The organism is Rhizobium leguminosarum bv. viciae USDA 2370 (assembly GCF_002008365.1).
In the GTDB taxonomy this organism is placed as follows: domain Bacteria; phylum Pseudomonadota; class Alphaproteobacteria; order Rhizobiales; family Rhizobiaceae; genus Rhizobium; species Rhizobium leguminosarum.
Map to the genome: position 1 here is coordinate 199,283 of NZ_MRDL01000047.1, position 20,526 is coordinate 219,808.

The following is a 20,526-nucleotide window of genomic DNA, read 5'->3' on the forward strand; positions in this document are numbered from 1 at the left end:
AAAATTGCGAGGCTTGGGCGAGCTGATCAGACCGGGACCAGTCCGTGGCGGAGCATGATCTCATTGGCCTTAGCGAGGTCCGGTTTGCCGGGCACGTTCACCACCTCGGCAATTTCCTCGAAATAACGCCGTCCAATTGTACCCGGCGTGATGGTCGCCAAGACCTTGGCTGCGCCATCATGCAGGTTCTCGTGATGGTGCACCGCCCCTCGCGGAATGAATATGGCGTCGCCGGCGCGAATCTCGTGCGTTTGGCCGTCGACGATGACAGTGAGCGCGCCTTCAAGGCCGTAGAGGAATTCGTCAGCATCCCGATGACTGTGCGGAGCGGGGACGCGCGCCCGAGATGGCACTGTGAATTCAAACACCGTCGCGCCGACTTCACAGATGAGAAAACGCAGTTCGAGTTGCCCGATCCGCACAATATCGTTTCGCACCGCTTCCATCCAAGGTCCCCACAATGTAAAGTAACTTTACATCAAAACGTAAAGTGACTTTACATATATGTCAATCCCATTGTCCCCGGATTCAATTCCCGACGCATTGCCCGGTCCGCCGTTCTTCGGCGCGCTGCTGCGCGTTGTCTGGCAGCATGTGCGCGACCGTATGCTGCAAGCCATTCACGAGGCGGGGTTTGTTGACTTCCAGGAGACGCATTTTGCCGTGTTCTCGTTTCCGCTGCCGGATGGCATGAGACCGTCCGAGCTCGCGCGTCAGAAGCGGATGTCGCGCCAAGCTGTGAACTATCTGCTCAGCCAGCTTGAAGACCTGGGCTATGTCGAGCGTCGTGCAGCCGACGGCAGCGATCGCCGACTGGTCTATCTGACGCCACGGGGACATGAAGTAGTCGCAGCCATTTTCGGATGTCTTCGGCAGTTGCATGAGCAATGGTCCACAGAGGTTGGAAAGGAGCGCTTCGATGACTTCGTGGATGTGCTGAAGCAGCTGTCGACCAAAGCACAAGAACCGACAAACCGCTGAAAACTCAACTTTGCGACGGTGGTAAGGACTGTCTCAGAATGGTTCGAGAACCGTACCTCTGAAGGTGAGCCGGCCTGAAAGCATAAATATTAGCCGACCGAAGTCCACGGGAATTGAAGGCCGCTTCCGCAAAGGAGCGCGTGTAGCGCAGTCTACCTGAGCCGGAGCCGCCGCGGGTGAAGGCCCATATACGTTCGGCCGTTTGCCAAACATTGCAAACATTACCAACTTTTCATTGGCCGGACAGTTCGCAGTAAGGTGCGGCGTCCTATATCTTTACTCATCGACTGATCCGGCATCGCCGGCTCTGAGAACTAAGAACAAGAGAAGGTGCTCCAATGCTCAAGAATTTCAACGGACGTCCGTCCCTCGCCACTGTGCTCAAGGCTTCTACCGTCGCCGGTATCGCAGCCGCTGTGCTCGCAACCGGCGTTCCGCTCGAAATTACCCGGTCTTATGCTGAAGCTGTCAAAGTTCAGGCGCCCGCCGTTCCGAGCTTCGCCAATGTCGTCGACGCCGTTTCACCGGCTGTCGTTTCCGTCCGGGTCGAAAATCGCGTCAATCCCGTCTCCGACAACAACAATGACGGCTTCTCCTTCGATTTCAACGGCCGCGGCTTCGACGACCTTCCCGACGATCATCCGTTGAAGCGGTTCTTCAAGCAGTTCGGTCAGGATCCGAATGATCAGCAGGGCCATCCCAGGCGCTTCGGCCAGAACGGACCGAATGGTGGTCCGAATGGTCCGGGCGGCAAGGGCCGCCTCCGCCCCGTGGCCCAAGGCTCCGGCTTCTTCATCTCCGAGGACGGCTACATCGTCACCAACAATCACGTCGTTTCCGATGGTCAGGCCTTCGTCGCGGTCATGAATGACGGCACCGAACTCGATGCCAAGCTGATCGGCAAGGATCCGCGCACCGATCTCGCCGTGCTGAAGGTTGACGGCAAGGGCAAGAAGTTCACCTACGTCAACTGGGCCGACGACAACAATGTCCGCGTCGGCGACTGGGTCGTTGCCGTCGGCAATCCCTTCGGCCTCGGCGGCACGGTCACAGCCGGCATCGTCTCGGCTCGCGGTCGCGATATCGGCTCCGGACCTTATGACGATTATCTGCAGGTGGATGCCGCCGTGAACCGCGGCAACTCCGGCGGTCCGACCTTCAACCTCAGCGGTGAGGTCGTCGGCATCAACACTGCGATCTTCTCGCCGTCGGGCGGCAGCGTCGGCATCGCCTTCGCCATTCCTGCCTCGACCGCCAAGGATGTCGTCGCCGATCTGATGAAGGACGGCCAGGTCTCGCGCGGCTGGCTGGGTGTCCAGATCCAGCCGGTGACCAAGGACATCGCCGAATCCATCGGCCTTTCCGAGCCGAGCGGCGCCCTCGTCGTCGCCCCGCAGGCCGGTTCACCGGGTGACAAGGCCGGCATGAAGGCTGGCGACGTCGTCACCGCGCTGAATGGTGAGACGATCAAGGATGCCCGTGATCTCAGCCGCCGCATCGGCGCGATGCAGCCGGGCAGCAAGGTCGAGCTTTCGGTCTGGCGTGCTGGCAAGGCCCAGCCTCTCACCGTCGAACTCGGCACGCTGCCGGTCGACCAGAAGGATGCGTCCGCCGATGACAACAGCCAGCCGCAGCAGCCCGAGGCGCCGGCTTCCGAGAAGGCGCTTGCCGATCTCGGCCTGACGGTCGGTCCGTCCGATGACGGCAAGGGCCTGGCGATCACCGCCATCGACCCGGACTCCGACGCCGCCGACAAGGGCATCAAGGAAGGCGAAAAGATCACTTCGGTCAACAACCAGGAGGTCTCCAGCCCCGACGAGGTCGTCAAGGTGTTGAACCAGGCCAAGAAGGACGGTCGCACCCGCGCGCTCTTCCAGATCCAGTCCAACGAAGGAAGCCGTTTCGTCGCGCTTCCGATCAACGGCCAGGGCTGATCCTCAAGACAACGGGAGCCGTGCGGACGAAAGTCCGCGCGGCTCGATTCTTCTGACCTTTGAAGGATGATCGCCATGAGCGCCGCCCCGCAGGAAGATGCTTTGAGCCTTGCCGAAACGCAGCCGGTGGGTAATGTCGGCCGCATGAAGATTCTCATCATCGAAGATGATCTCGAAGCCGCGGTCTACCTCACGAAAGCCTTTCGCGAGGCGGGCATCGTCGCCGATCACGCCAGCGACGGCGAGAGCGGTCTGTTCATGGGGTCGGAAAATACCTATGACGTCATCGTCATCGACCGCATGCTGCCGCGCCGCGACGGGCTCTCCGTCATCAGTGAGTTGCGCCGCAAGGCCATCCATACGCCGGTCCTCATCCTCTCCGCGCTGGGCCAGGTTGATGACCGCGTGACCGGCCTTCGTGCCGGCGGTGACGATTATCTGCCGAAGCCTTATGCCTTCAGCGAGTTGCTGGCGCGCGTCGAGGTGCTCGGCCGTCGCAAGGGCACGCCGGATCAGGACGTTGTCTATCGCGTCGGCGATCTCGAACTCGATAGGCTCTCCCACGAGGTGCGCCGCAGCGGCAAGGAGATCCCGCTGCAGCCGCGCGAATTCCGCCTGCTCGAATATCTGATGAAGAATGCCGGCCAGGTGGTGACCCGCACCATGCTGCTCGAAAACGTCTGGGACTACCACTTCGACCCGCAGACCAACGTCATCGACGTCCATGTCTCGCGCTTGCGCTCGAAGATCGAGAAGGACTACAGCCAGCCGCTGCTGAAGACCATTCGCGGCGCGGGGTACATGATCAAGGATGAGGGATGAGCCGTTTCAAGGTTCTCTTCAAGTCCACCGCAGTCCGCCTTTCGGCACTCTACATCCTGCTTTTCGCCATCTGCGCCGCGACGCTCGTCTTCTATGTGACGGCGATGTCGGAACGGCTGCTGACGGGCCAGATCCGCGACGCCGTCAGGCAGGAGGTGGAGCAGGTGCAGCGCGCCTTTGACACCGGCGGCATGAACCTCCTGCTGCGCACGATGGAGCGGCGTGCCCGCCAGCCGGGCGCCAATCTCTACATCATCGCCGGTCCCTCGGGCGATATTCTCGCCGGCAACGTCGCCTCGGTGCAGCCGGGTGTCTTCGAGGAGATCGGCTGGACCTCCGCGCCCTTCATCTATCAGCGTTATACCGACAGTGGCGTCGAGCGCCGCCACAGGGCGATCGCCAATATCTTCGTGCTCGACAACGGCCTGAGAATATTGATCGGCCGCGACCTCGGCGACCCCGAGCGATTCCGCCTGCTGGTGCGCCAGGCGCTGATGGTAGCCTTGGCGATCATGGGGCTTGGCGCAATCATCATCTGGTTCGCCATCGGCCGCAACGCGCTGAAACGCATCGACCGCATGTCGGATGCCAGCAAGAAGATCATGGCCGGCGACCTGTCGCAGCGCCTGCCGGTGGGCGGATCGGGCGATGAATTCGACCGGTTGTCGATGTCTCTGAATACCATGCTGGAGCGCATCGAGAAGCTGAACGAGGGCCTGCGGCAAGTCTCCGACAACATCGCCCACGATCTCAAGACGCCGCTGACGCGGCTGCGCAACAAGGCGGCCGATGCGCTCGATATCGCCGATGGCGAGACGCGGCGCACCGCGCTCGAAGGCATCATCTCCGAATCGGACCAACTGATCCGCACCTTCAACGCGCTGTTGATGATCTCCCGCGTCGAGGCCGGATCGGTCGCGGCCGAGATGTCGCAGGTGGAGCTTTCGACCATCGTCTCCGATAGCGCCGAGCTTTACGAACCGGCGGCGGAGGAGGCCGGGCTCGGCCTCAGCTTTAGCATCGAGCCTGATGTCGAGGTCCAGGGCAATCGCGAGCTGATTGGCCAGGCAATCTTCAACCTGCTCGACAATGCCATCAAATATTCCTCTAACACGGAAGGAGCGGGCAAGGTGTCACTGAAGCTTGCCCGCCGCCCGGATGGCATCTGCCTTTCGGTCGCCGACCATGGGCCGGGCGTTCCGGCCGACAGGCGCGACGACGTGGTGAAGCGCTTCGTCCGCCTCGATGAAAGCCGGTCGAAGCCCGGCACAGGGCTCGGGCTTTCGCTGGTGGAGGCGGTGATGGAGCTGCACAACGGCCGGTTGGAGCTCTCCGATACCGATCCTGACAAGCCCGAACAGCGCGGATTGACCGTCAGCATGATCTTCCCGGCCAAGGCTGCCTGATGACTCGAAGTCGATGATCAGCTGAATCGCGTATTGGCGGTTTTCCGCCAAGACCCTAGTTTAATGCCGGTCAGGGAGGCGTTCCCGCGATTCTGCGTGGTCGTTTCCCTAGGCGCTAAAGCAGGGAGAGTGCATGCTGACGAAATCGACGCATGGCCTGAAGGATGTCGCCGAAGGGCTGCTGCGTCCGCTGAACCAGACGGAGTTGAAGCTGGCACTGGCCGACCTTCAGGAGGCCGGCAAGAGCGAGCCGTCGGTGGCTGCGATGCTGAAGACGGAAAGCCCGCTTCGCGATTTCATCGCGGCCGTTCTGACGCTGTCGCCTTATCTACGTGAAATCGTCAATCTCGATCCCGCCATCCTCGCTGGCGCCGTCACTGAACCGCTGGAGCCGCAGATCGAGGCGCTGGTTGCCGAGGCGCGGCGCTGCTGGCAAAGGGACGGCGAGGGGGCGGCGCCTTCGGAATCCGTGGTGATGAGCAGGCTGCGCATCATCAAGCGCAAGGTGGCCTTCCTCGTCGCACTCGCAGATCTCGCACGCATCTTCGACGGGCGGGCGACGACGGCCTGGCTGAGCGAGCTTGCCGAAGCTTCGGTTGCCGCCGCGATCGACCATCTGCTGCTGGCGGCGCATGAGGGTGGAAAGCTGCGGCTGCGGGATCTGGCAGCACCGAGCGACGGCTCCGGGCTGATCGTGCTCGGCATGGGCAAACTCGGCGCGTCGGAACTCAACTATTCCTCCGATATCGACCTCGTCGTCTTCTTTGACGAACAGGCGGGCATCGTGCCTGACCCGGATGACGCGATCGAGGTCTTCCCGAGGATGATGCGCCGGCTGGTGCGCATCCTGCAGGAGCGGACAGCGGACGGCTACGTCTTCCGCACCGATCTCAGATTGCGCCCCGATCCCGGTTCTACGCCGCTGGCGATCCCGGTCGATGCGGCGATGATCTATTACGAGGGCAGGGGGCAGAACTGGGAGCGGGCGGCCTTCATCAAGGCGCGCGCCGTTGCCGGCGACCTTGCGGCGGGCGGCGATTTCCTGCGCGGGCTCGCCCCTTTCGTCTTCCGCAAATATCTCGATTACGCGGCGATTGCCGATATCCATTCGATCAAGCGGCAGATCCACGCGCATAAGGGCCACGGTGCGATCGCGGTCAAGGGCCATAACGTCAAGCTCGGCCGCGGCGGCATTCGGGAGATCGAATTCTTCGTCCAGACCCAGCAGCTGATCGCCGGCGGTCGCATGCCGGCATTGCGCGGTCGGGCGACGGAGGAGACGCTCGGTGAACTCACCAAGGCGAAATGGATCGACGCGGAAACCCGTGACGAACTGACGGAGGCCTACTGGTTCCTGCGCGATGTCGAGCATCGCATCCAGATGGTCCGCGACGAGCAGACCCACCTGCTGCCGGAAACCGATGCCGACCTGAAGCGCATCGCCTTCATGATGGGCTTCTCCGACACGCCGAGCTTCTCAGAACGGCTGGTCGGCGTGCTGAAGACGGTCGAGCGGCGTTATGCCCACCTCTTCGAACAGGAGAGCAGGCTTTCCACCGATACCGGAAACCTCGTCTTCACCGGCCAGGGTGACGATCCGGACACGCTGGAGACCTTGAAGAAACTCGGCTTCAACAGGCCGTCCGACATTTCCCGCATCATCCGCACCTGGCACTATGGCCGCTACCGCGCCACGCAATCGGTCGAGGCGCGTGAAAGGCTGACGGAGCTGGCGCCGGAGCTCCTGCGGGTCTTCGGCGAAAGCAAGCGCGCCGACGAGGCGCTGCTGCGCTTCGACAGCTTCATCTCCGGTCTTCCCTCCGGCATCCAGCTCTTCTCGCTGCTCGGCAGCAACCCGGCGCTGCTATCGCTGATCGTCAACATCATGTCCTCGGCACCCCGGCTTGCCGAGGTGATCGCCGCCAAGCCGCACGTCTTCGATGGCATGCTCGATCCCGGCCTGATGGCAGAGCTGCCGACCCGTGATTATCTCGGCGAACGGCTGAAGGGCTCGCTTGCCCAGGCCCGCCATTATGAAGAGGTGCTCGACCGGCTGCGCATCTTCGCCGCCGAGCAGCGCTTCCTGATCGGCATCCGCCTGCTCACCGGCGCGATCAACGGCCAGATGGCGGCGCGCGCCTTCACCCATCTCGCCGACCTCGTCATCGCAGCGGCACTCGATGCCGTGATCGGCGAGATGCGGGCCGCGCACGGCGACTATCCCGGCGGGCGCATCGCAGTCGCCGGCATGGGCAAGCTCGGCAGCTTCGAGCTGACGGCCGGTTCCGACATCGATCTGATCCTGCTCTATGACTATGATGACACGGCCTCCGAATCCGATGGGCCGAAGCCGCTCGACGCGACCCGTTACTTCACCCGCATCACCCAGAGGCTGATGGCCGCCTTGTCGGCGCCGACCGCCGAAGGTGTGCTCTATGAGGTCGACATGCGGCTGCGCCCGTCAGGCAACAAGGGGCCGGTCGCCACCCGTATCAATGCCTTCGGCAAGTATCAGCGCGAAGAGGCGTGGACCTGGGAGCATATGGCGCTCAGCCGCGCCCGGCTGATCTGCGGCAATGAGAGCCTGATCGCCGAAGCGGAACTGATCGTCCGGGAGGTGCTGTCGGCCGATCGTGACATTGCCAAGGTGGCGCATGACGTCGCCGAGATGCGCGAACTGATCGACAAGGAAAAGCCGCCGGGCGGTCCATGGGACCTGAAGCAGATCCCCGGCGGCGTCATCGATCTCGAATTCATCGCCCAGTACCTGGCGCTGATCGCTCCGTCCAAAGGTGTCGGCACGCCCGTGAACGGGCTTAGTACTGGCGAGGCCTTGAAGGCCCTTGGCGACCGGCTGATGGCGCCGGCAGATCTCGATACCTGCCTTGAGGCCTTTGCGCTCTATACCGGTCTTTCGCAGTTGATCCGCCTCTGCATTGACGGCCTATTCGATCCCAAGGACGCGCCATCAGGCCTCGTTGAACTCGTCTACCGCGCCGGCGATTGCCCTGATATCAAGACGCTGGAGGGGGAGGTGAAGCGGCTGGCAAAAGCGGTCAGGAAGATATTCCTGAGCATCGTGAAGGCCTGACGGATGTCGCCGCGGAAATATGCAGAGATTGTCCGCGCCGCAATCGCCTGACTGACCGACTTCTCCTATGTTGCCGTTTCAATCGCGGGGAATGGAAAATGAAAACCTTCAATTTAGCACTGGCGCCTGAAAGACTCTGGCAGGCCATCAATCCGTGGACATTTTATCAGCAGGGATCACAGATCGGCTTCGTCAACATTGATCTTGGATCGACGCCGGCGCCCGAAACGGAACAAACGATTCTGGACGAGGTGGGGAGCTATGGTCGGCAGATCGGCCGCATTGGCGATGCGCTTGAGGTGCTGCTGAAACATGTTCCGTTGGAGAACCTTTCACAAGAGGAACAAGACGCCTTGGTCGTACTCAAAGGCCAGCTTGCCGAGATTCGCCAGATAAAGGAAAGGCAGGGGCGAAAGCAGTCCCAGGATCGCTCGGAAAATCGATGAACGATTTGAAAAGCCAATTGCTAGACGTCGTCCGGAATCCGCAGCGAGATCACCGTACCCACGGCCTCGCGTGAGCGGATCTTCATGCGACCGCCATGCAGTGAGGTCAGCGAGCGAGAAATGGCGAGGCCGAGGCCGGAGCCGCCTTTGCTCTTGGCATACTGGTTCTGCACCTGTTCGAAGGGCTGGCCGATCTTTGCAAGCGCCGAGCGTGGAATGCCGATGCCGGTATCGGCGATGGTGACGACGACGAAGCCGTCGACGCGGCGCGTACGCACCGCGATGCGGCCGCCGCTATTGGTGAACTTCACCGCATTGGAGAGCAGGTTGAGCAGCACCTGTTTCATCGCCCGGCGGTCGGCCGTCAGCGTCAAGCCGGAGCAGATGCGCTGTTCGATGACGATGTTCTTTTCAGCCGCCGGAATGGCGGTGAAACGCAGGCTTTCCTCGATCAGAGGCACAAGATCGATGCGCTCGCAATGCAGTCTGACGTGGCCGGCCTCGATCTTCGACATGTCGAGAATATCGTTGATGACGTTGAGGAGATGTTTGCCGCTGTCATGGATATCGCGGGCATATTCGTCGTATTTCAGCGAGCCGAGCGGCCCGAACATCTGGTTCTGCAGGATTTCCGAGAAGCCGAGGATAGCGTTGAGCGGCGTGCGCAGTTCATGCGACATGTTGGCGAGGAATTCCGATTTCGCCTTGTTGGCGGCTTCGGCGCGTTCCTTCTCCGCCTGATAGTTGGCGTTGGCCGTCGAGAGCTCGGCTTTCTGGCTCTCCAGCGTCTGGCGCGAAGCGGAAAGGTCGCCGATCGTTGCCATCAGCCGGCGTTCGGATTCGCGCAGCCGTTCCTGATGGCGTTTCATCAGAGTGATGTCGGTTCCGACGGAGACCCTGCCACCGTCGCGGGTGCGCCGCTCGTTGATCTGCAGCCAGCGCTCGTCGGCAAGCTGTACTTCCGTCGTCCGCGAATAGCCGGAGCCGTCGGCATCGGAAATCCGCCGCTCGATGACCGGACGGGCGGCGGCGGCATTGACGGTCGAGCGCTCGGTGCCGGGCACAAGCACGCTGTCCGGCAGGCCATAGGCCTGCTGGAAATGCGTGTTGCACATGACGAGGCGATCGTTCTTGTCCCAGAGCACGAAGGCTTCCGAGGTGCATTCGATGGCGTCGGCCAGGCGCTGGTCGGCTTCTGCGTAGCGCTGGGCGAGCCGATGCTGTTCGGTCACGTCCATGGCGATGCCGATCAGGTGCATGCGGCCGGAATTGCTGCGGATCACCTGGGCGCGGGCCCGCATCCAGACATAGTGGCCGCCGGCATGGCGCATGCGGAAGATCTGATCGACCTGGCCGGAAGCGCCCTTGCCGATGGCGCGTGCGATCTCGTAGAGCCCGCCGTCATCGGGATGCATCAGCCGGGCGGCTTCGCCGAAGCCCATCGTCTTGTCGGAGCCCGGCAGGCCGAGCATGTCGTACATCGAGCGCGACCAGAAGAATTCGCGGTTCTCGAAATCGAAATCCCAGAGGCCGCAGCGGCCGCGCGACAGCGCCGTCTCGACGCGCAGGTTCGATTCCAGGAAGATGTCGTCGGCATCGCGGGCGCGCTTCACCTGCGTGTAATAGGCATAGAGGATGACGAGCAGGATCGAGGAGATGCCGGCAAACAGCGTGACGTTGAGCGCCAGCTCCTCGCGCCAGAGCCGGCCGATCTCGTCGAGCGAGGTGGCGGCGACGACATAACCGCCGGCATTGCCCACCAGCGTGATCTCGGCATAATGCGGCACGCCGCCGATCGTCGTTTCGATGACGCCGGCGCGATCGCCGAAGCGCCGGATCGCCGAGACTTCGGGGAAGAAATCACCGACATTGCTGCCCACATGCGAAAGCCCGGCGGTGGTCGCGGCAAAAACCTTGCCGCTTGCCTGCACGAGCAGCACGAAGGCGCCGCTGTCCAGCCGGTCCTGCGGCAGGAATTTGGCGAGGCGGGCCTGCGCCTCGGTCATATCGCCGTTGTCGAAAATGTCGGCCGCATCGGCAAACACGGCAGAGGCGGTCGCCGCCGAAAGGGCGGTGGCATGGCGCGCCGAGGCCTCCAGGCGCCCGTACTCGCTCATCATGCCGAAGAAATGCGAGGCGGCGACGACGAAGAGGAAGGCGACGATCAGCGCCGGAATGGCTCGCTTCAAGACCAGCTCGGCCTTCGGCAGATAACGGAGAAGTGGTTCCGATGTCGCATGACCGGAAAGGCTGTCGCGCCAGGCTTTCAGCCCGTCAAAATCGACACGCAGCCGTCCTTCGGCCACGGTTGCCCGCCGCACGTCCATCATCTCTTCGCCTTGTCCCTCGTGTGATTCGCGCGCCGCTCGCTCGAACCTGACCTAGAGAATCATGGGTGATTCGCCTTGTCCAGAGGCAAAGGTAAAAATCCGTTAACTATTTATAATTTCGGGTTTTTCCAGGTGATTCGACGTGCTGGGCGACCGGCCGCCGAATTTTTCGGGACGGCCGGTCGAAGCAAATCACCCTTTAAGCGTGCGCTCGACGATATCGCGCACGTCGGTCGAAAGAGCGGCGGCCCGCTCGATCTCGATGAGGGCCGAGCGGGCGTGATCGGCACGCGTCGGTTCCAGCGAGCGCCAGGAGCGCATCGAGGTGAGGATGCGGGCGGCAAGCTGCGGGTTGCGCTGGTCGATATCGAGAATCTGCTCGGCGAGGAAACGATAGCCTTCGCCGTCGGCGCGGCCGAATCCGGTCGGATTGGCAAAGGCGAAGGTGCCGACCAGTGCCCGCATCCGGTTGGGATTGGTCCGCTTGAAGAGCGGATCGTCCATCAGGCCGCGGACACGGCCCAGGGTCTTTGCACCCGGAATGCCGGCCTGGATCGCTAACCATTTGTCGATGACGAGCGCATTTTCCGCGAAGCGGTCACGGAAGGTGGCGAGCGCCTCGCGCGTCTCGGCGCTATCGGGGAAACGATGGGCGAGGATCGTCAGCGCATGGCTGAGATCGGTCATGTTGTTGGCCGCATCGAAGGCAGACTTGGTGCGCGCCGGCGTCTGTTCGGCATGTGAGAGATAGGTGAGGGCGGTATTGCGCAGCGCGCGCAGGCCGGCGCTCTTCGCATCCGGGCTGAAATCGCCTGATGTCGTCATCGCCGCGTAGAGGCCGGTAAAGACGTCCTTTCCGGTATCGGCGATCTGTTTCAGGATCGCCTGCCGGCCGGCATGGATGGCATCGGGATCGTTGTTGCCGCCGAGTTCGCGGGCGATATCGGATTCGCTCGGCAGAGCCAGTGCCTGGGCACGGAAGGCAGGCTCGAGGCTCTCGTCGGCGGCGGCCGCGATCAGCGTCTCGACGAAGGTCGCCTCGCTGACAACAGGCTTGCCCTCGCGGGCGTCACGAGCCGCTTTCAGGAGGTTCGGCAGCGCCAGATCGGTCAGCGCCTGCCAGCGGGCGAAATGATCGGTCTCATGGCGCGCGAGGCGGGCGAGATCGGCTGGACTCTGATCGAAATGCAGGTTGATCGGCGCCGAGAAGCTGCGGTTGATCGAAACGACCGGCCGCGTGCCAATGCCATGGAACACGGCCGTCTGTGTGCGGCCAGTGAGATGCAGCACCTCGCCGGTATATTCCGCGCCGTCGACCGAAGTCGGTTCGATCTTGCCGCCGTTTTCGCCAAACAGCGCGAGGCTGAGCGGAATATGCATCGGCTCCTTGCTCGGCTGGCCGGGCGTTGCCGGGATCATCTGTTCGAGCGACAGGGTGAAGCTGCCGGCTGCCGCATCATAGCTGCCCGATGCGGTGACGAGCGGCGTGCCGGCCTGATGGTACCAGAGCGAGAATTGGCTGAGGTCGCGCCCGCTTGCATCTTCGAAGCATTTGACGAAATCCTCGATCGTCACGGCCTGGCCGTCGTGGCGGTCGAAATAGAGGTCCATGCCTTTCTTGAAGCCGTCCTTGCCGAGCAGCGTCGCGATCATGCGCGTAACTTCGCTGCCCTTTTCGTAGACGGTCGTCGTGTAGAAATTATTGATCTCGCGATATTTCGTCGGCCGCACCGGGTGAGCGAGCGGGCCGCCATCTTCCGGGAACTGCTCCGATTTCAGGTGGCGCACTTCGGCGATGCGCTTGACGGCGCGCGAGCGCTGGTCGGACGAGAATTCGTGGTCGCGATAGACCGTCAGGCCTTCCTTGAGGCACAGCTGGAACCAGTCGCGGCAGGTGATGCGGTTGCCGGTCCAGTTGTGGAAATATTCATGCGCGATGATCGCCTCGATATTGGCATAGTCGGCATCGGTCGCGATCTCGGGATCGGCAAGGACGTATTTGTCGTTGAAGACGTTGAGGCCCTTGTTCTCCATCGCGCCCATGTTGAAATCCGAGACGGCGACGATCATGAAGATATCGAGATCGTATTCGCGGCCGAACCTCTCTTCGTCCCACTTCATCGAGCGTTTCAGCGCGTCCATGGCATAGGCAGCGCGCGGCTCTTTGCCGTGCTCGACATAGATCTTCAGCACCACCTCGCGGCCGGACATGGTCGTGAACGTGTCTTCGACGACGCCGAGATCGCCGGCGACGAGCGCGAAGAGATAGCTCGGCTTCGGATGCGGATCGAACCAGGCGGCGAAATGTTTGCCGGGGCCGTAGCCGGCGCCGCCGAGGAAGTTGCCGTTCGACAAAAGCAGCGGGTTGGCGTCCTTGTCGGCGATGATGTTGACCGTGAACGGCGCAAGCACGTCAGGCCGATCGGGGAAATAGGTGATGCGGCGGAACCCCTCCGCCTCGCACTGCGTGCAGTAGATGCCGCCGGTGCGGTAAAGGCCCATCAGCTTGGTATTGGCCTCAGGATTGATGATGGTGGTGATCGTCAGTTCGAAGGGCGCGCTCTCCGGCAGGTCGCGCACTGTCAGGCCTTCCGGTGTTGCGTCGTAACGCGAAGGGTCCAGCTCCACCTGGTCGAACAGCAGCCCCGACAACGTCAGTTCGTCGCCGTCGAGAACGATCGGCGCTGTCGGATCGGCGCCCGGGCGACGATGAAAGATCAGACGCGCCTCGACCTTTGTCTCCGTTGGGTCGAGTTCGAAAGTGAGGTCCACGCGTTCCAGCACGAAGTCGGTGGGACGGTAATCTGCCAGATGAATGACCTGGCCGGTATCTGTTCGCATGGTGTTTCCTGAAGACCGTTATTGGACAACCGCGGAATACAGAGGCGGGCGCACTCTGCCATAAATTTTGCCGGGCATGATTACATTAAAGTCTGAACTAAACTTAAAGCAAATTGCCCGCGAACGCCAAGTTCGCGGGCAAAATATCTTATTGGCAACGGATGAACACGGCCACAAGGAGATGGACACTACTTCAGATTGAGTGCCGCCTTGATCGTCGCGTCGTTTTCCGTCTGTTGCACGACGACGCCGTACCAGCCGAGCCCGTCGTAATCCTCGTAGCCGAGGGTGCGCGCGAAGGCGACGATAGAGCCGTTATTGTCGTAGTAGCTGCCTTTCGCCTGGCCGGACGGGTTGGCGAGCGCGAAATGGGAAAAGAGCAAGGTGGGATTGGTGGTGGCGATGACCCGGCTCTTGCCGTCGAGCAGCATGACAGTCGTTCTTTCCGCCAACTGCGGCGGCAGGTTGGCCTCCTTCTCGACGATCGCCTGGCCCTGGTTCTGCCAGTCGAAATAGACGCCGAGGGTGCCGATCAGCCGCCCATCGAGCTTGCCCTCTTCGCGGATGCCTGTGGCATAAACGAGCGCATGCCTGTTGTCGTGCAGCGGGCTCGCTTTGACATCGTCGACGATATACGCGTCGCCGGAGGAGCAGGCCGACGCCGCCCGGAACCACGGATCGCCGGCAAGGCTCGTGCCTGCGATCTTGTGCTGGAACTTGGGATTGGCGGATGCGATCACCTTGCCCGAGAGATCGGTCATGACGAGATCGAGATAGACGGTGTAGAAGCGGTTGATGGCGCCGAGACGCTCCGCCGCAAAGGCTACGGTTTCCCGGCCCGGTTCCTGCAGTGCCTGCCAGAGTGCCGGGTCCGTCGCCCACCAGCGCACATCGGCCGTGCGTTCGAAAAGGTTGCGGACGATGAGCTGCACCAGTGTCTGCGCCAGATCGGTAAGGCGAACGCCCTCCATCTCCTCGACCAGCGAATCCGCCATGGCGCGGCTGAGGCCGATGCGGCCAAGCACGTTGCTCTCGAACCTGCCGGTAATGTCGGTTGCGATCTGCGCCAGCCGCTGCACCTCGTTGGCAACGACAGCGAAGCCCTTTCCGGTCTCGCCGGCTCTGGCTGCCTCGATCAGCGCATTGATCGCCAGCAGCTTAATCTGCTTGACGATATTGGTGTTGTCGGCGCTGAAGCGCTCGAGATCGGTGCTGATGCCGTCCGTGACGACGCGCATGGACCGCGGTGTCGCATTCTGCGACTGGGCAATGGTTTCGGCGCTAAGCGGCTTCATCAAAAGGATCCTGGAAGGAGCGGGCAATTGTTTGTGTGGTGAAGAAAATTTCGAGATCAGCGATAAAAAACGATGCTTGCCTATGGTTTTCAATTGGTTAACGGCTGGCCCCGCGAGATGAACATTTTCGGGGTGAATCGCTGAAAACGAGAAATTTCAGAGCGGTGGCGCATAAGCAGCACGGTTGAGCCTGCCGCTGACGGCGTTTCTGTGATTCTCTGATGTTGCTTGCGGTTTTTTCGCCAATCGGTTTTTTCTTTCGCTACGATGGGAGACGTCACCCGCTGCGTTCCCGAGTCGAACGCGTCCCCCGTTCCGCTTGAGCAGTATTAAGAGCCAGGATCATGCACTCGGTTCTCAGAAACCCGATGAGAGGCATTGCGCTGAAAGTCTCGTCGGTCGTGGTCTTCCTGGCCATGCAGACCTTCATCAAGCTGGCCGGCTCAGACATCCCGCCCGGTCAGGTCACCTTCTGCAGGTCGTTCTTCGCGCTCTTCCCGATCATGGCCTATCTCGCCTATAACAGGCAGCTGCGCGCCGCCTTCTACACGGCCAACCCAATCGGTCACCTGAAGCGCGGCACGATCGGCATCTTGTCGATGGCTTTCGGTTTCTATGGCCTGCTGCATCTGCCGCTGCCGGAGGCGATCGCGCTCGGCTACGCGTTGCCGCTCGTCGCCGTCATCTTCGCTGCCGTTTTTCTCGGCGAGACCGTGCGCATCTATCGCTGGAGCGCCGTCCTGGTCGGCATCGTCGGCGTCGCCATCGTTTCCTGGCCGAAACTCACGCTGTTTCGCGACGGCGGCATGGAAGCAGAACAGGCCGTCGGCGCACTCTGCGTGCTGCTCTCGGCCGTTCTCGGCGGCATGGCGATGATCCAGGTGCGCCGCCTCGTCGAGGAAGAGAAGACGGCGACGATCGTGCTGTATTTCTCGATCACCGCCTCGGTCTTCTCGCTGGCTTCTGTTCCCTTCGGCTGGCTCATCCTGCCATGGCCGACAGCGCTCTGTCTGATCGCCGCCGGTTTTTGCGGCGGCGTCGCGCAGATCCTGCTGACGGAAAGTTACCGCCATGCCGACGTCTCCACCATCGCGCCGTTCGAATATACGTCGATCCTGCTCGGCGGTATCGTCGCCTATTTTGTCTTCGGCGACGTGCCGAGCGTTACCATGCTGATTGGCACCGTCATCGTCATCGCCGCCGGCATCTTCATCATCTTTCGCGAGCATCAGTTGGGCATCGAGCAGAGAGAGGCGCGCAAGGCCACGACGCCGCAAGCCTGACGCGGCAAGCGTATGATATAGAAGGTTTTAACGCGGCGATTGCGGTGGGTTGAAACTTGCGCTCACAGGGTGAAAAGAATGGTGAATTCTTGGGATACCGCCGGCCTGTGGAATATGATTGTTGAACATGAGAGAGTATCATTTATTCCAAGCTGTGCATGTCTGAATGGCCGCTGATGCCGGAGGGGCTCTGGGTGTCGTTGCTCCGAACGCTGGCCGGCGAGCGGAGGTGGAGAAAAGCATAATGGCATTCACAGCGGAGCAATTGGTGGGGAACTCTTCCTTTCTGATGAGCATTCGCTTTTTGGCTGGGCAGATGCGCGGCATGTTTGATGCTGGTCCGCGGTTGGCGCGACTGCTCGCCTCGCATCAGCGCTGGCTTCTGACCCAGACTGCCTATGCCCTCCACCTGGAATATGATCCGCGCGACCCGACGTCGGGTTTCACCGCCGTGCGGCTGACCGGGCGCATCACCGCGCACAAGGTGGCGAGCCGCAACACCGTGCTCGCCTTCATCGAGGAACTCTATACCTACCGCTTCATAACTCACACGCCCGGCGACGAGCGGCGGCGGCCACGTCATTTCGAACCGGCCGACGTCAGCCATCAGGGGATGTTTGCCTGGATTTTCTCCAATCTCGGCGCCCTCGACCTGCTCGACGGCGGTCAAAGGGCAGTGTTTTTTCAGGCAAATCCATCACTGATGCGGCTCATTCAGCCGCGCATTGCCCGCCATTGCCTCGAAGATGCCGCCTGGCGCGAACCGCCGGAGCAGGTGGCGCTGTTCCTCTGGACGGAAGCCGGCGGCCTCGTCGTCGACAACTTCATCGCCCGGATGGATTTGGAAAGCAGCGAGCCGGGGAGGCTGTCTGTCGGCCGTGTCGAAACCCGTGCGCTCGCTGCCGATTTCATGATGTCGCGCACCCATCTGCAGCGGCTGCTGGCAAAAGCGGCGCAACGCGGCTGCGTCGGCTGGTATGACGAGCCGCGCAAGACGCACCTATGGATATCGCGGGATTTCGTCGAGGAATATTGCGCTTGGCAGGCGGTCAAGTTCGCCTATGTCGACGAAGCCTTCGAATGGGCGAAGGCCCAGATCGACGAGATGGCCATCTGATTAGAGCAATTCCAGTAAAAGTGCGCAGTGGTTTTGCGTCCGGAATGCGCGAAAACAAGGAGATAGAGCATTTCCGTGACTCGGAAAAACGGAATTGCTCTAGAGAACGATCGCCGCTGTACCTGCGCCATTGCGCGTTCCGGCATCGGCCGGCTTGACCGAAAGCTCGCGCTCATATTCCCGCGCGGCGCAGACGGCAACGCGGATATGCTCGAATGTTTCGATGTTGCGCAGAAGCGATATCAGGATCGTCGACATGTTGGGGTACTCTTGAGACGAAGGGCAGGCGAAGCGCCTACAGCGCTGCGCGTCTTTTAAGACGCGCAAAGGACGCTGCGACACGTTGAATTCCTGCTCAATATTGCTGGAAGTCCGAAAAAATGGCGTTCGGGCGCGCCGTGCGGCTGTTGATGCCGGTGCCGCGGGCAATCATCTGTTCGTTCGTGGCAAAGCCGAAACGGCTGTAGCCTTGAGTGGAACGAACCTGGTCGCCGGCGAGGCGAAGGGTTTCAAACCCGCTATGGATAGGACGAAAACGCTTGTTCATGGCCTTGGTTCCTGTGATTCCTCCCAAGACACAGCTGATATTGCGATGCAACATAGATTCCGCAATGCATCACGGCGGGATGCAGCCATGCGAAAATCGCATAGATTGATTCACAAATTATTCAACTTTGGCTAATTTCTAAGCAAAGAGAGGGACTTAAGCTTCGCTTGAAAGGCGAGCAGGTCATTCCAGGCCAGCCGCTTGTTTACAGGTGCGGTTAACAGATCCTGCGGATGCAGGCTGGCTATGGCAGGAATGACACAGTCCGCAACGCCAATCTCTTTCCAATGGCCGCGCAGGCCGTGAATCGTATCGCTTTCGCCGAAGAAGAAGCGCGCCGAAAAATTGCCCAGCAGCAGGATCGCCTTGGGTTCGGCAAGCGCGATCTGCCGCTCGATGAAGGGGCGGCAGATGTCCATTTCCGCCGCCGAGGGCGCACGATTGCCAGGTGGTCGCCAGGGGATGACCTGCGTCAACAGAATGGCTGAGCGCGTCAGCCCGATCGCCGTCAGCATCTTGTCGAACAGCTGGCCGGATTTTCCCGAGAAGGGCACACCCTCGCGATCGTCTTCGGCGCTCGGCGCCGAGCCGATCACCATGATCCCGCTTTCGGCATTGCCGCTGGCAAAGATGGTCGAGCGGGCACTGTGCTTGAGGTTGCAGCCGTTGAAAGATTCGATCGCGGTCTTGAGCTCACTGAGCGATCGCGCGGTTTCGGCGACGAAGCGCGCCTGCTGCACCGCCTCGCCATCCGGGATCGCCGGTTGCGGGCTGGAAGATGCACGTTCGGCAGGCGCCGGGCGTGCCGCTGTATTCGGACGCGGCGGTACCTGGCCTGGGGCAGGGCGTTCCCCAGCGGCAGGACGTTGCGGCTGCGCCTGTGCCGCCGCCGGGCGGCGGGCGGCCTTCATCGCCTCGAACTCGGCGAAACGGTCGATAGCCTCTTCCTCCAGCAGCCATTCCACGCCGGCATCCGCATGGAAATGCAGAAGCGCTGCAAGCTCGGCGGGGGAGAGGTCGTTGGCGGAGATCATGCGGCAAGCTTAGCGGAGTGACAGGGGCATTGAAAGGGTGGGCGGCAGATTGCCCGCCCTTGCCGGTGCTATTGCACAGTCCATTGTGCGATGTCCTCGCGTTCGCCGATCAGCGCCAGGCCGTGGGCGATCGACAACAGCTCGCCGCCGCTTTCGATCCGGTCGCGCTCGAAGCGTTCGGTGAAGATGCGGCGCACCGCCGGCACGAAGGAGGTGCCGCCGGTGAGGAACACCTTATCGATCTCCGCAGGCTTCGTCTCGGTCTTGTCGAGCACGTCGTCCAGCGCGCCTTCGATGCGGGCGAGATCATCGGCGATCCAGCCTTCGAAATCGCTACGCTTGATGCTGCGATGTCCACCGCGACCAAGCGGCGCGAAATCGAAAGGCGCCTCCTCCGAGGCCGAGAGAGCCATCTTCGTCGCTGACACGGCCTGATAGAGCGGGTAGCCCTCGTCATGGTCGATGAGGTCGATGAAGATTTCGAGCTTTTCCGGTTCCAGGCTGGTGCGTACCAGCTTCTTCAGATCCTCGAATTCGCGCGTCGTCTTGAAGATCGACAGCTGGTTCCAGCGGCCGAAACTGGAATAGTAGTTGGACGGCACTTCGAGAATCTTGTCGAAGCTCTTGAAATGGCTGCCTTTGCCGATCAGCGGTGCGACGATGTTGTCGATCATCCTGTAGTCGAAGTGATCGCCGGCGACGCCGACGCCGGAATGGCCGATCGGTGTTGCCGTCAGCTTGCCGGCAACGGTCTCGAAGCGGATCAGCGAATAGTCGGTCGTGCCGCCACCGAAATCGGCAACCAGTACGGTGGCATCCTGCTTCAGGTTCTGCGCGAAGTAGAAGGCAGCGGCGACCGGCTCATAGACATAGTGGATCTCGGGAAAACCGAAGCGCGATAGCGCCTCATTGTATCGTTCGGTCGCCAACGCCGGATCGGGGCTGGCGCCGGCAAAATGCACCGGCCGGCCGGTGACGATACGGCTGACATCGGAAGGCCAGTGGTCGCCGGCATAGTTGCGCAGGCGCCGGACGAAGATCTCCATCAGATCTTCGAAATTATGCCGTTTTGCGAAGATCAGCGTGCCCTGGAACAGCGCGCTCGCCGCAAAGGTCTTGATCGACTGCAGGAAGCGGCATTCGCCGGGATTGTCGATGAATTGGCGGATCGCCGCATGGCCCGCCTCCACCTTCAGCGCCGAAGCGCCGAGCTGGGCATCCTTCATGAAGGAAAGCGCCGTGCGCATGCTGTCGGCCGTACCCTCCGTGCTCGTAAACGCCATCGAGCGCGTCGCCCCGCCATCCGCCATGGCGAGAACCGTATTCGTCGTGCCGAAGTCGAAACCCAGCGCCTGAGCCATGCCCGCACCTCTTCATGCCGATTGTTATTGGAGGCGGA

General features: G+C 61.6%; 16 protein-coding genes. 8 read left to right on the top strand and 8 right to left on the bottom strand.

Features of this window, described 5'->3' with window-relative positions; all coding sequences use genetic code 11:
• Nucleotides 1-26 precede the first annotated feature (26 nt).
• The gene (locus tag BS629_RS25010; RefSeq protein ID WP_018241312.1) at nt 27-446 is read right to left on the bottom strand and encodes a cupin domain-containing protein; all 420 of its coding nucleotides are present in this window, start codon (nt 444-446) and stop codon (nt 27-29) included.
• Nucleotides 447-504: 58 nt separating this feature from the next.
• Here BS629_RS25010 and BS629_RS25015 point away from each other — a divergent pair, with 58 nt between their 5' ends.
• The 6 genes from BS629_RS25015 (at nt 505) to BS629_RS25040 (ending at nt 8,680) form a co-directional block, all read left to right on the top strand.
• Nucleotides 505-981, top strand: coding sequence for a MarR family winged helix-turn-helix transcriptional regulator (locus BS629_RS25015; protein WP_063824127.1), 477 nt, complete (start codon nt 505-507; stop codon nt 979-981).
• A gap of 338 nt (nt 982-1,319) precedes the next feature.
• Nucleotides 1,320-2,915, top strand: a complete 1,596-nt coding sequence (locus BS629_RS25020; RefSeq protein ID WP_018241314.1) for a Do family serine endopeptidase — start codon at nt 1,320-1,322, stop codon at nt 2,913-2,915.
• Nucleotides 2,916-2,981: 66 nt separating this feature from the next.
• Nucleotides 2,982-3,737: a response regulator transcription factor gene (locus BS629_RS25025; protein WP_018241315.1), complete on the top strand. Its 756-nt coding sequence runs from the start codon at nt 2,982-2,984 to the stop codon at nt 3,735-3,737.
• The gene (locus tag BS629_RS25030; protein ID WP_018241316.1) at nt 3,734-5,143 is read left to right on the top strand and encodes a sensor histidine kinase; all 1,410 of its coding nucleotides are present in this window, start codon (nt 3,734-3,736) and stop codon (nt 5,141-5,143) included. The genes BS629_RS25025 and BS629_RS25030 overlap by 4 nt, the downstream gene beginning before the upstream one ends.
• A 133-nt stretch (nt 5,144-5,276) precedes the next feature.
• Nucleotides 5,277-8,234 carry a bifunctional [glutamine synthetase] adenylyltransferase/[glutamine synthetase]-adenylyl-L-tyrosine phosphorylase gene (locus tag BS629_RS25035; RefSeq protein ID WP_018241317.1) on the top strand — a complete coding sequence of 986 codons (2,958 nt, stop codon included), beginning with the start codon at nt 5,277-5,279 and terminating at the stop codon, nt 8,232-8,234.
• 98 nt (nt 8,235-8,332) lie between these two features.
• A complete protein-coding gene (locus BS629_RS25040) occupies nt 8,333-8,680 on the top strand; it encodes a hypothetical protein (RefSeq protein ID WP_018241318.1) in 348 nt (115 codons plus the stop codon).
• A gap of 20 nt (nt 8,681-8,700) precedes the next feature.
• Here the strand turns inward: BS629_RS25040 and BS629_RS25045 are convergent, their stop codons facing one another.
• From BS629_RS25045 to BS629_RS40255, 3 genes are all read right to left on the bottom strand, one after another.
• Nucleotides 8,701-11,010: a PAS domain-containing sensor histidine kinase gene (locus BS629_RS25045; RefSeq protein ID WP_018241319.1), complete on the bottom strand. Its 2,310-nt coding sequence runs from the start codon at nt 11,008-11,010 to the stop codon at nt 8,701-8,703.
• Between the two features lie 192 nt (nt 11,011-11,202).
• Complete coding sequence (pepN, locus tag BS629_RS25050) at nt 11,203-13,851, bottom strand: aminopeptidase N (RefSeq protein WP_018241320.1); 2,649 nt, start codon at nt 13,849-13,851, stop codon at nt 11,203-11,205.
• A gap of 188 nt (nt 13,852-14,039) precedes the next feature.
• Entirely contained in the window at nt 14,040-15,146 is a 1,107-nt protein-coding gene (locus BS629_RS40255; RefSeq protein WP_032980168.1) for a methyl-accepting chemotaxis protein, read from the bottom strand.
• 344 nt (nt 15,147-15,490) lie between these two features.
• On the opposite strand from BS629_RS40255, the gene BS629_RS25065 reads away from it, so the two are divergent.
• Together BS629_RS25065 and BS629_RS25070 are read left to right on the top strand one after the other, a co-directional pair.
• Nucleotides 15,491-16,429: a DMT family transporter gene (locus tag BS629_RS25065; RefSeq protein ID WP_018241322.1), complete on the top strand. Its 939-nt coding sequence runs from the start codon at nt 15,491-15,493 to the stop codon at nt 16,427-16,429.
• A 244-nt stretch (nt 16,430-16,673) separates the two neighbouring features.
• A complete protein-coding gene (locus tag BS629_RS25070) occupies nt 16,674-17,546 on the top strand; it encodes a hypothetical protein (protein ID WP_026188329.1) in 873 nt (290 codons plus the stop codon).
• Between the two features lie 99 nt (nt 17,547-17,645).
• On the opposite strand, the gene BS629_RS39335 is transcribed toward BS629_RS25070, so the two are convergent.
• From BS629_RS39335 to BS629_RS25085, 4 genes are all read right to left on the bottom strand, one after another.
• On the bottom strand, nt 17,646-17,804 hold the full coding sequence (locus tag BS629_RS39335; protein ID WP_017990856.1) for a hypothetical protein: 159 nt from the start codon (nt 17,802-17,804) through the stop codon (nt 17,646-17,648).
• Between the two features lie 97 nt (nt 17,805-17,901).
• Entirely contained in the window at nt 17,902-18,093 is a 192-nt protein-coding gene (locus BS629_RS25075; protein ID WP_003546802.1) for a hypothetical protein, read from the bottom strand.
• A gap of 131 nt (nt 18,094-18,224) precedes the next feature.
• The gene (locus BS629_RS25080) at nt 18,225-19,127 is read right to left on the bottom strand and encodes a uracil-DNA glycosylase (protein ID WP_018241324.1); all 903 of its coding nucleotides are present in this window, start codon (nt 19,125-19,127) and stop codon (nt 18,225-18,227) included.
• A 68-nt stretch (nt 19,128-19,195) separates the two neighbouring features.
• Nucleotides 19,196-20,488 carry an Hsp70 family protein gene (locus tag BS629_RS25085; protein WP_018241325.1) on the bottom strand — a complete coding sequence of 431 codons (1,293 nt, stop codon included), beginning with the start codon at nt 20,486-20,488 and terminating at the stop codon, nt 19,196-19,198.
• Between the last annotated feature and the right edge of the window lie 38 nt (nt 20,489-20,526).

Excerpts from the sequence above, each read along its gene's own strand:
- BS629_RS25070 (WP_026188329.1), top strand. The coding sequence starts at position 16,674 with ATGGCATTCACAGCGGAGCAATTGGTGGGGAACTCTTCCTTTCTGATG.
- BS629_RS25065 (WP_018241322.1), top strand. The coding sequence starts at position 15,491 with ATGCACTCGGTTCTCAGAAACCCGATGAGAGGCATTGCGCTGAAAGTC.
- pepN (WP_018241320.1), bottom strand. The coding sequence starts at position 13,851 with ATGCGAACAGATACCGGCCAGGTCATTCATCTGGCAGATTACCGTCCC.
- BS629_RS25075 (WP_003546802.1), bottom strand. The coding sequence starts at position 18,093 with ATGAACAAGCGTTTTCGTCCTATCCATAGCGGGTTTGAAACCCTTCGC.
- BS629_RS25035 (WP_018241317.1), top strand. The coding sequence starts at position 5,277 with ATGCTGACGAAATCGACGCATGGCCTGAAGGATGTCGCCGAAGGGCTG.
- BS629_RS25025 (WP_018241315.1), top strand. The coding sequence starts at position 2,982 with ATGATCGCCATGAGCGCCGCCCCGCAGGAAGATGCTTTGAGCCTTGCC.
- BS629_RS25020 (WP_018241314.1), top strand. The coding sequence starts at position 1,320 with ATGCTCAAGAATTTCAACGGACGTCCGTCCCTCGCCACTGTGCTCAAG.
- BS629_RS25045 (WP_018241319.1), bottom strand. The coding sequence starts at position 11,010 with ATGATGGACGTGCGGCGGGCAACCGTGGCCGAAGGACGGCTGCGTGTC.
- BS629_RS25010 (WP_018241312.1), bottom strand. The coding sequence starts at position 446 with ATGGAAGCGGTGCGAAACGATATTGTGCGGATCGGGCAACTCGAACTG.
- BS629_RS25030 (WP_018241316.1), top strand. The coding sequence starts at position 3,734 with ATGAGCCGTTTCAAGGTTCTCTTCAAGTCCACCGCAGTCCGCCTTTCG.
- BS629_RS25085 (WP_018241325.1), bottom strand. The coding sequence starts at position 20,488 with ATGGCTCAGGCGCTGGGTTTCGACTTCGGCACGACGAATACGGTTCTC.
- BS629_RS40255 (WP_032980168.1), bottom strand. The coding sequence starts at position 15,146 with ATGAAGCCGCTTAGCGCCGAAACCATTGCCCAGTCGCAGAATGCGACA.
- BS629_RS25040 (WP_018241318.1), top strand. The coding sequence starts at position 8,333 with ATGAAAACCTTCAATTTAGCACTGGCGCCTGAAAGACTCTGGCAGGCC.
- BS629_RS39335 (WP_017990856.1), bottom strand. The coding sequence starts at position 17,804 with ATGTCGACGATCCTGATATCGCTTCTGCGCAACATCGAAACATTCGAG.
- BS629_RS25015 (WP_063824127.1), top strand. The coding sequence starts at position 505 with ATGTCAATCCCATTGTCCCCGGATTCAATTCCCGACGCATTGCCCGGT.
- BS629_RS25080 (WP_018241324.1), bottom strand. The coding sequence starts at position 19,127 with ATGATCTCCGCCAACGACCTCTCCCCCGCCGAGCTTGCAGCGCTTCTG.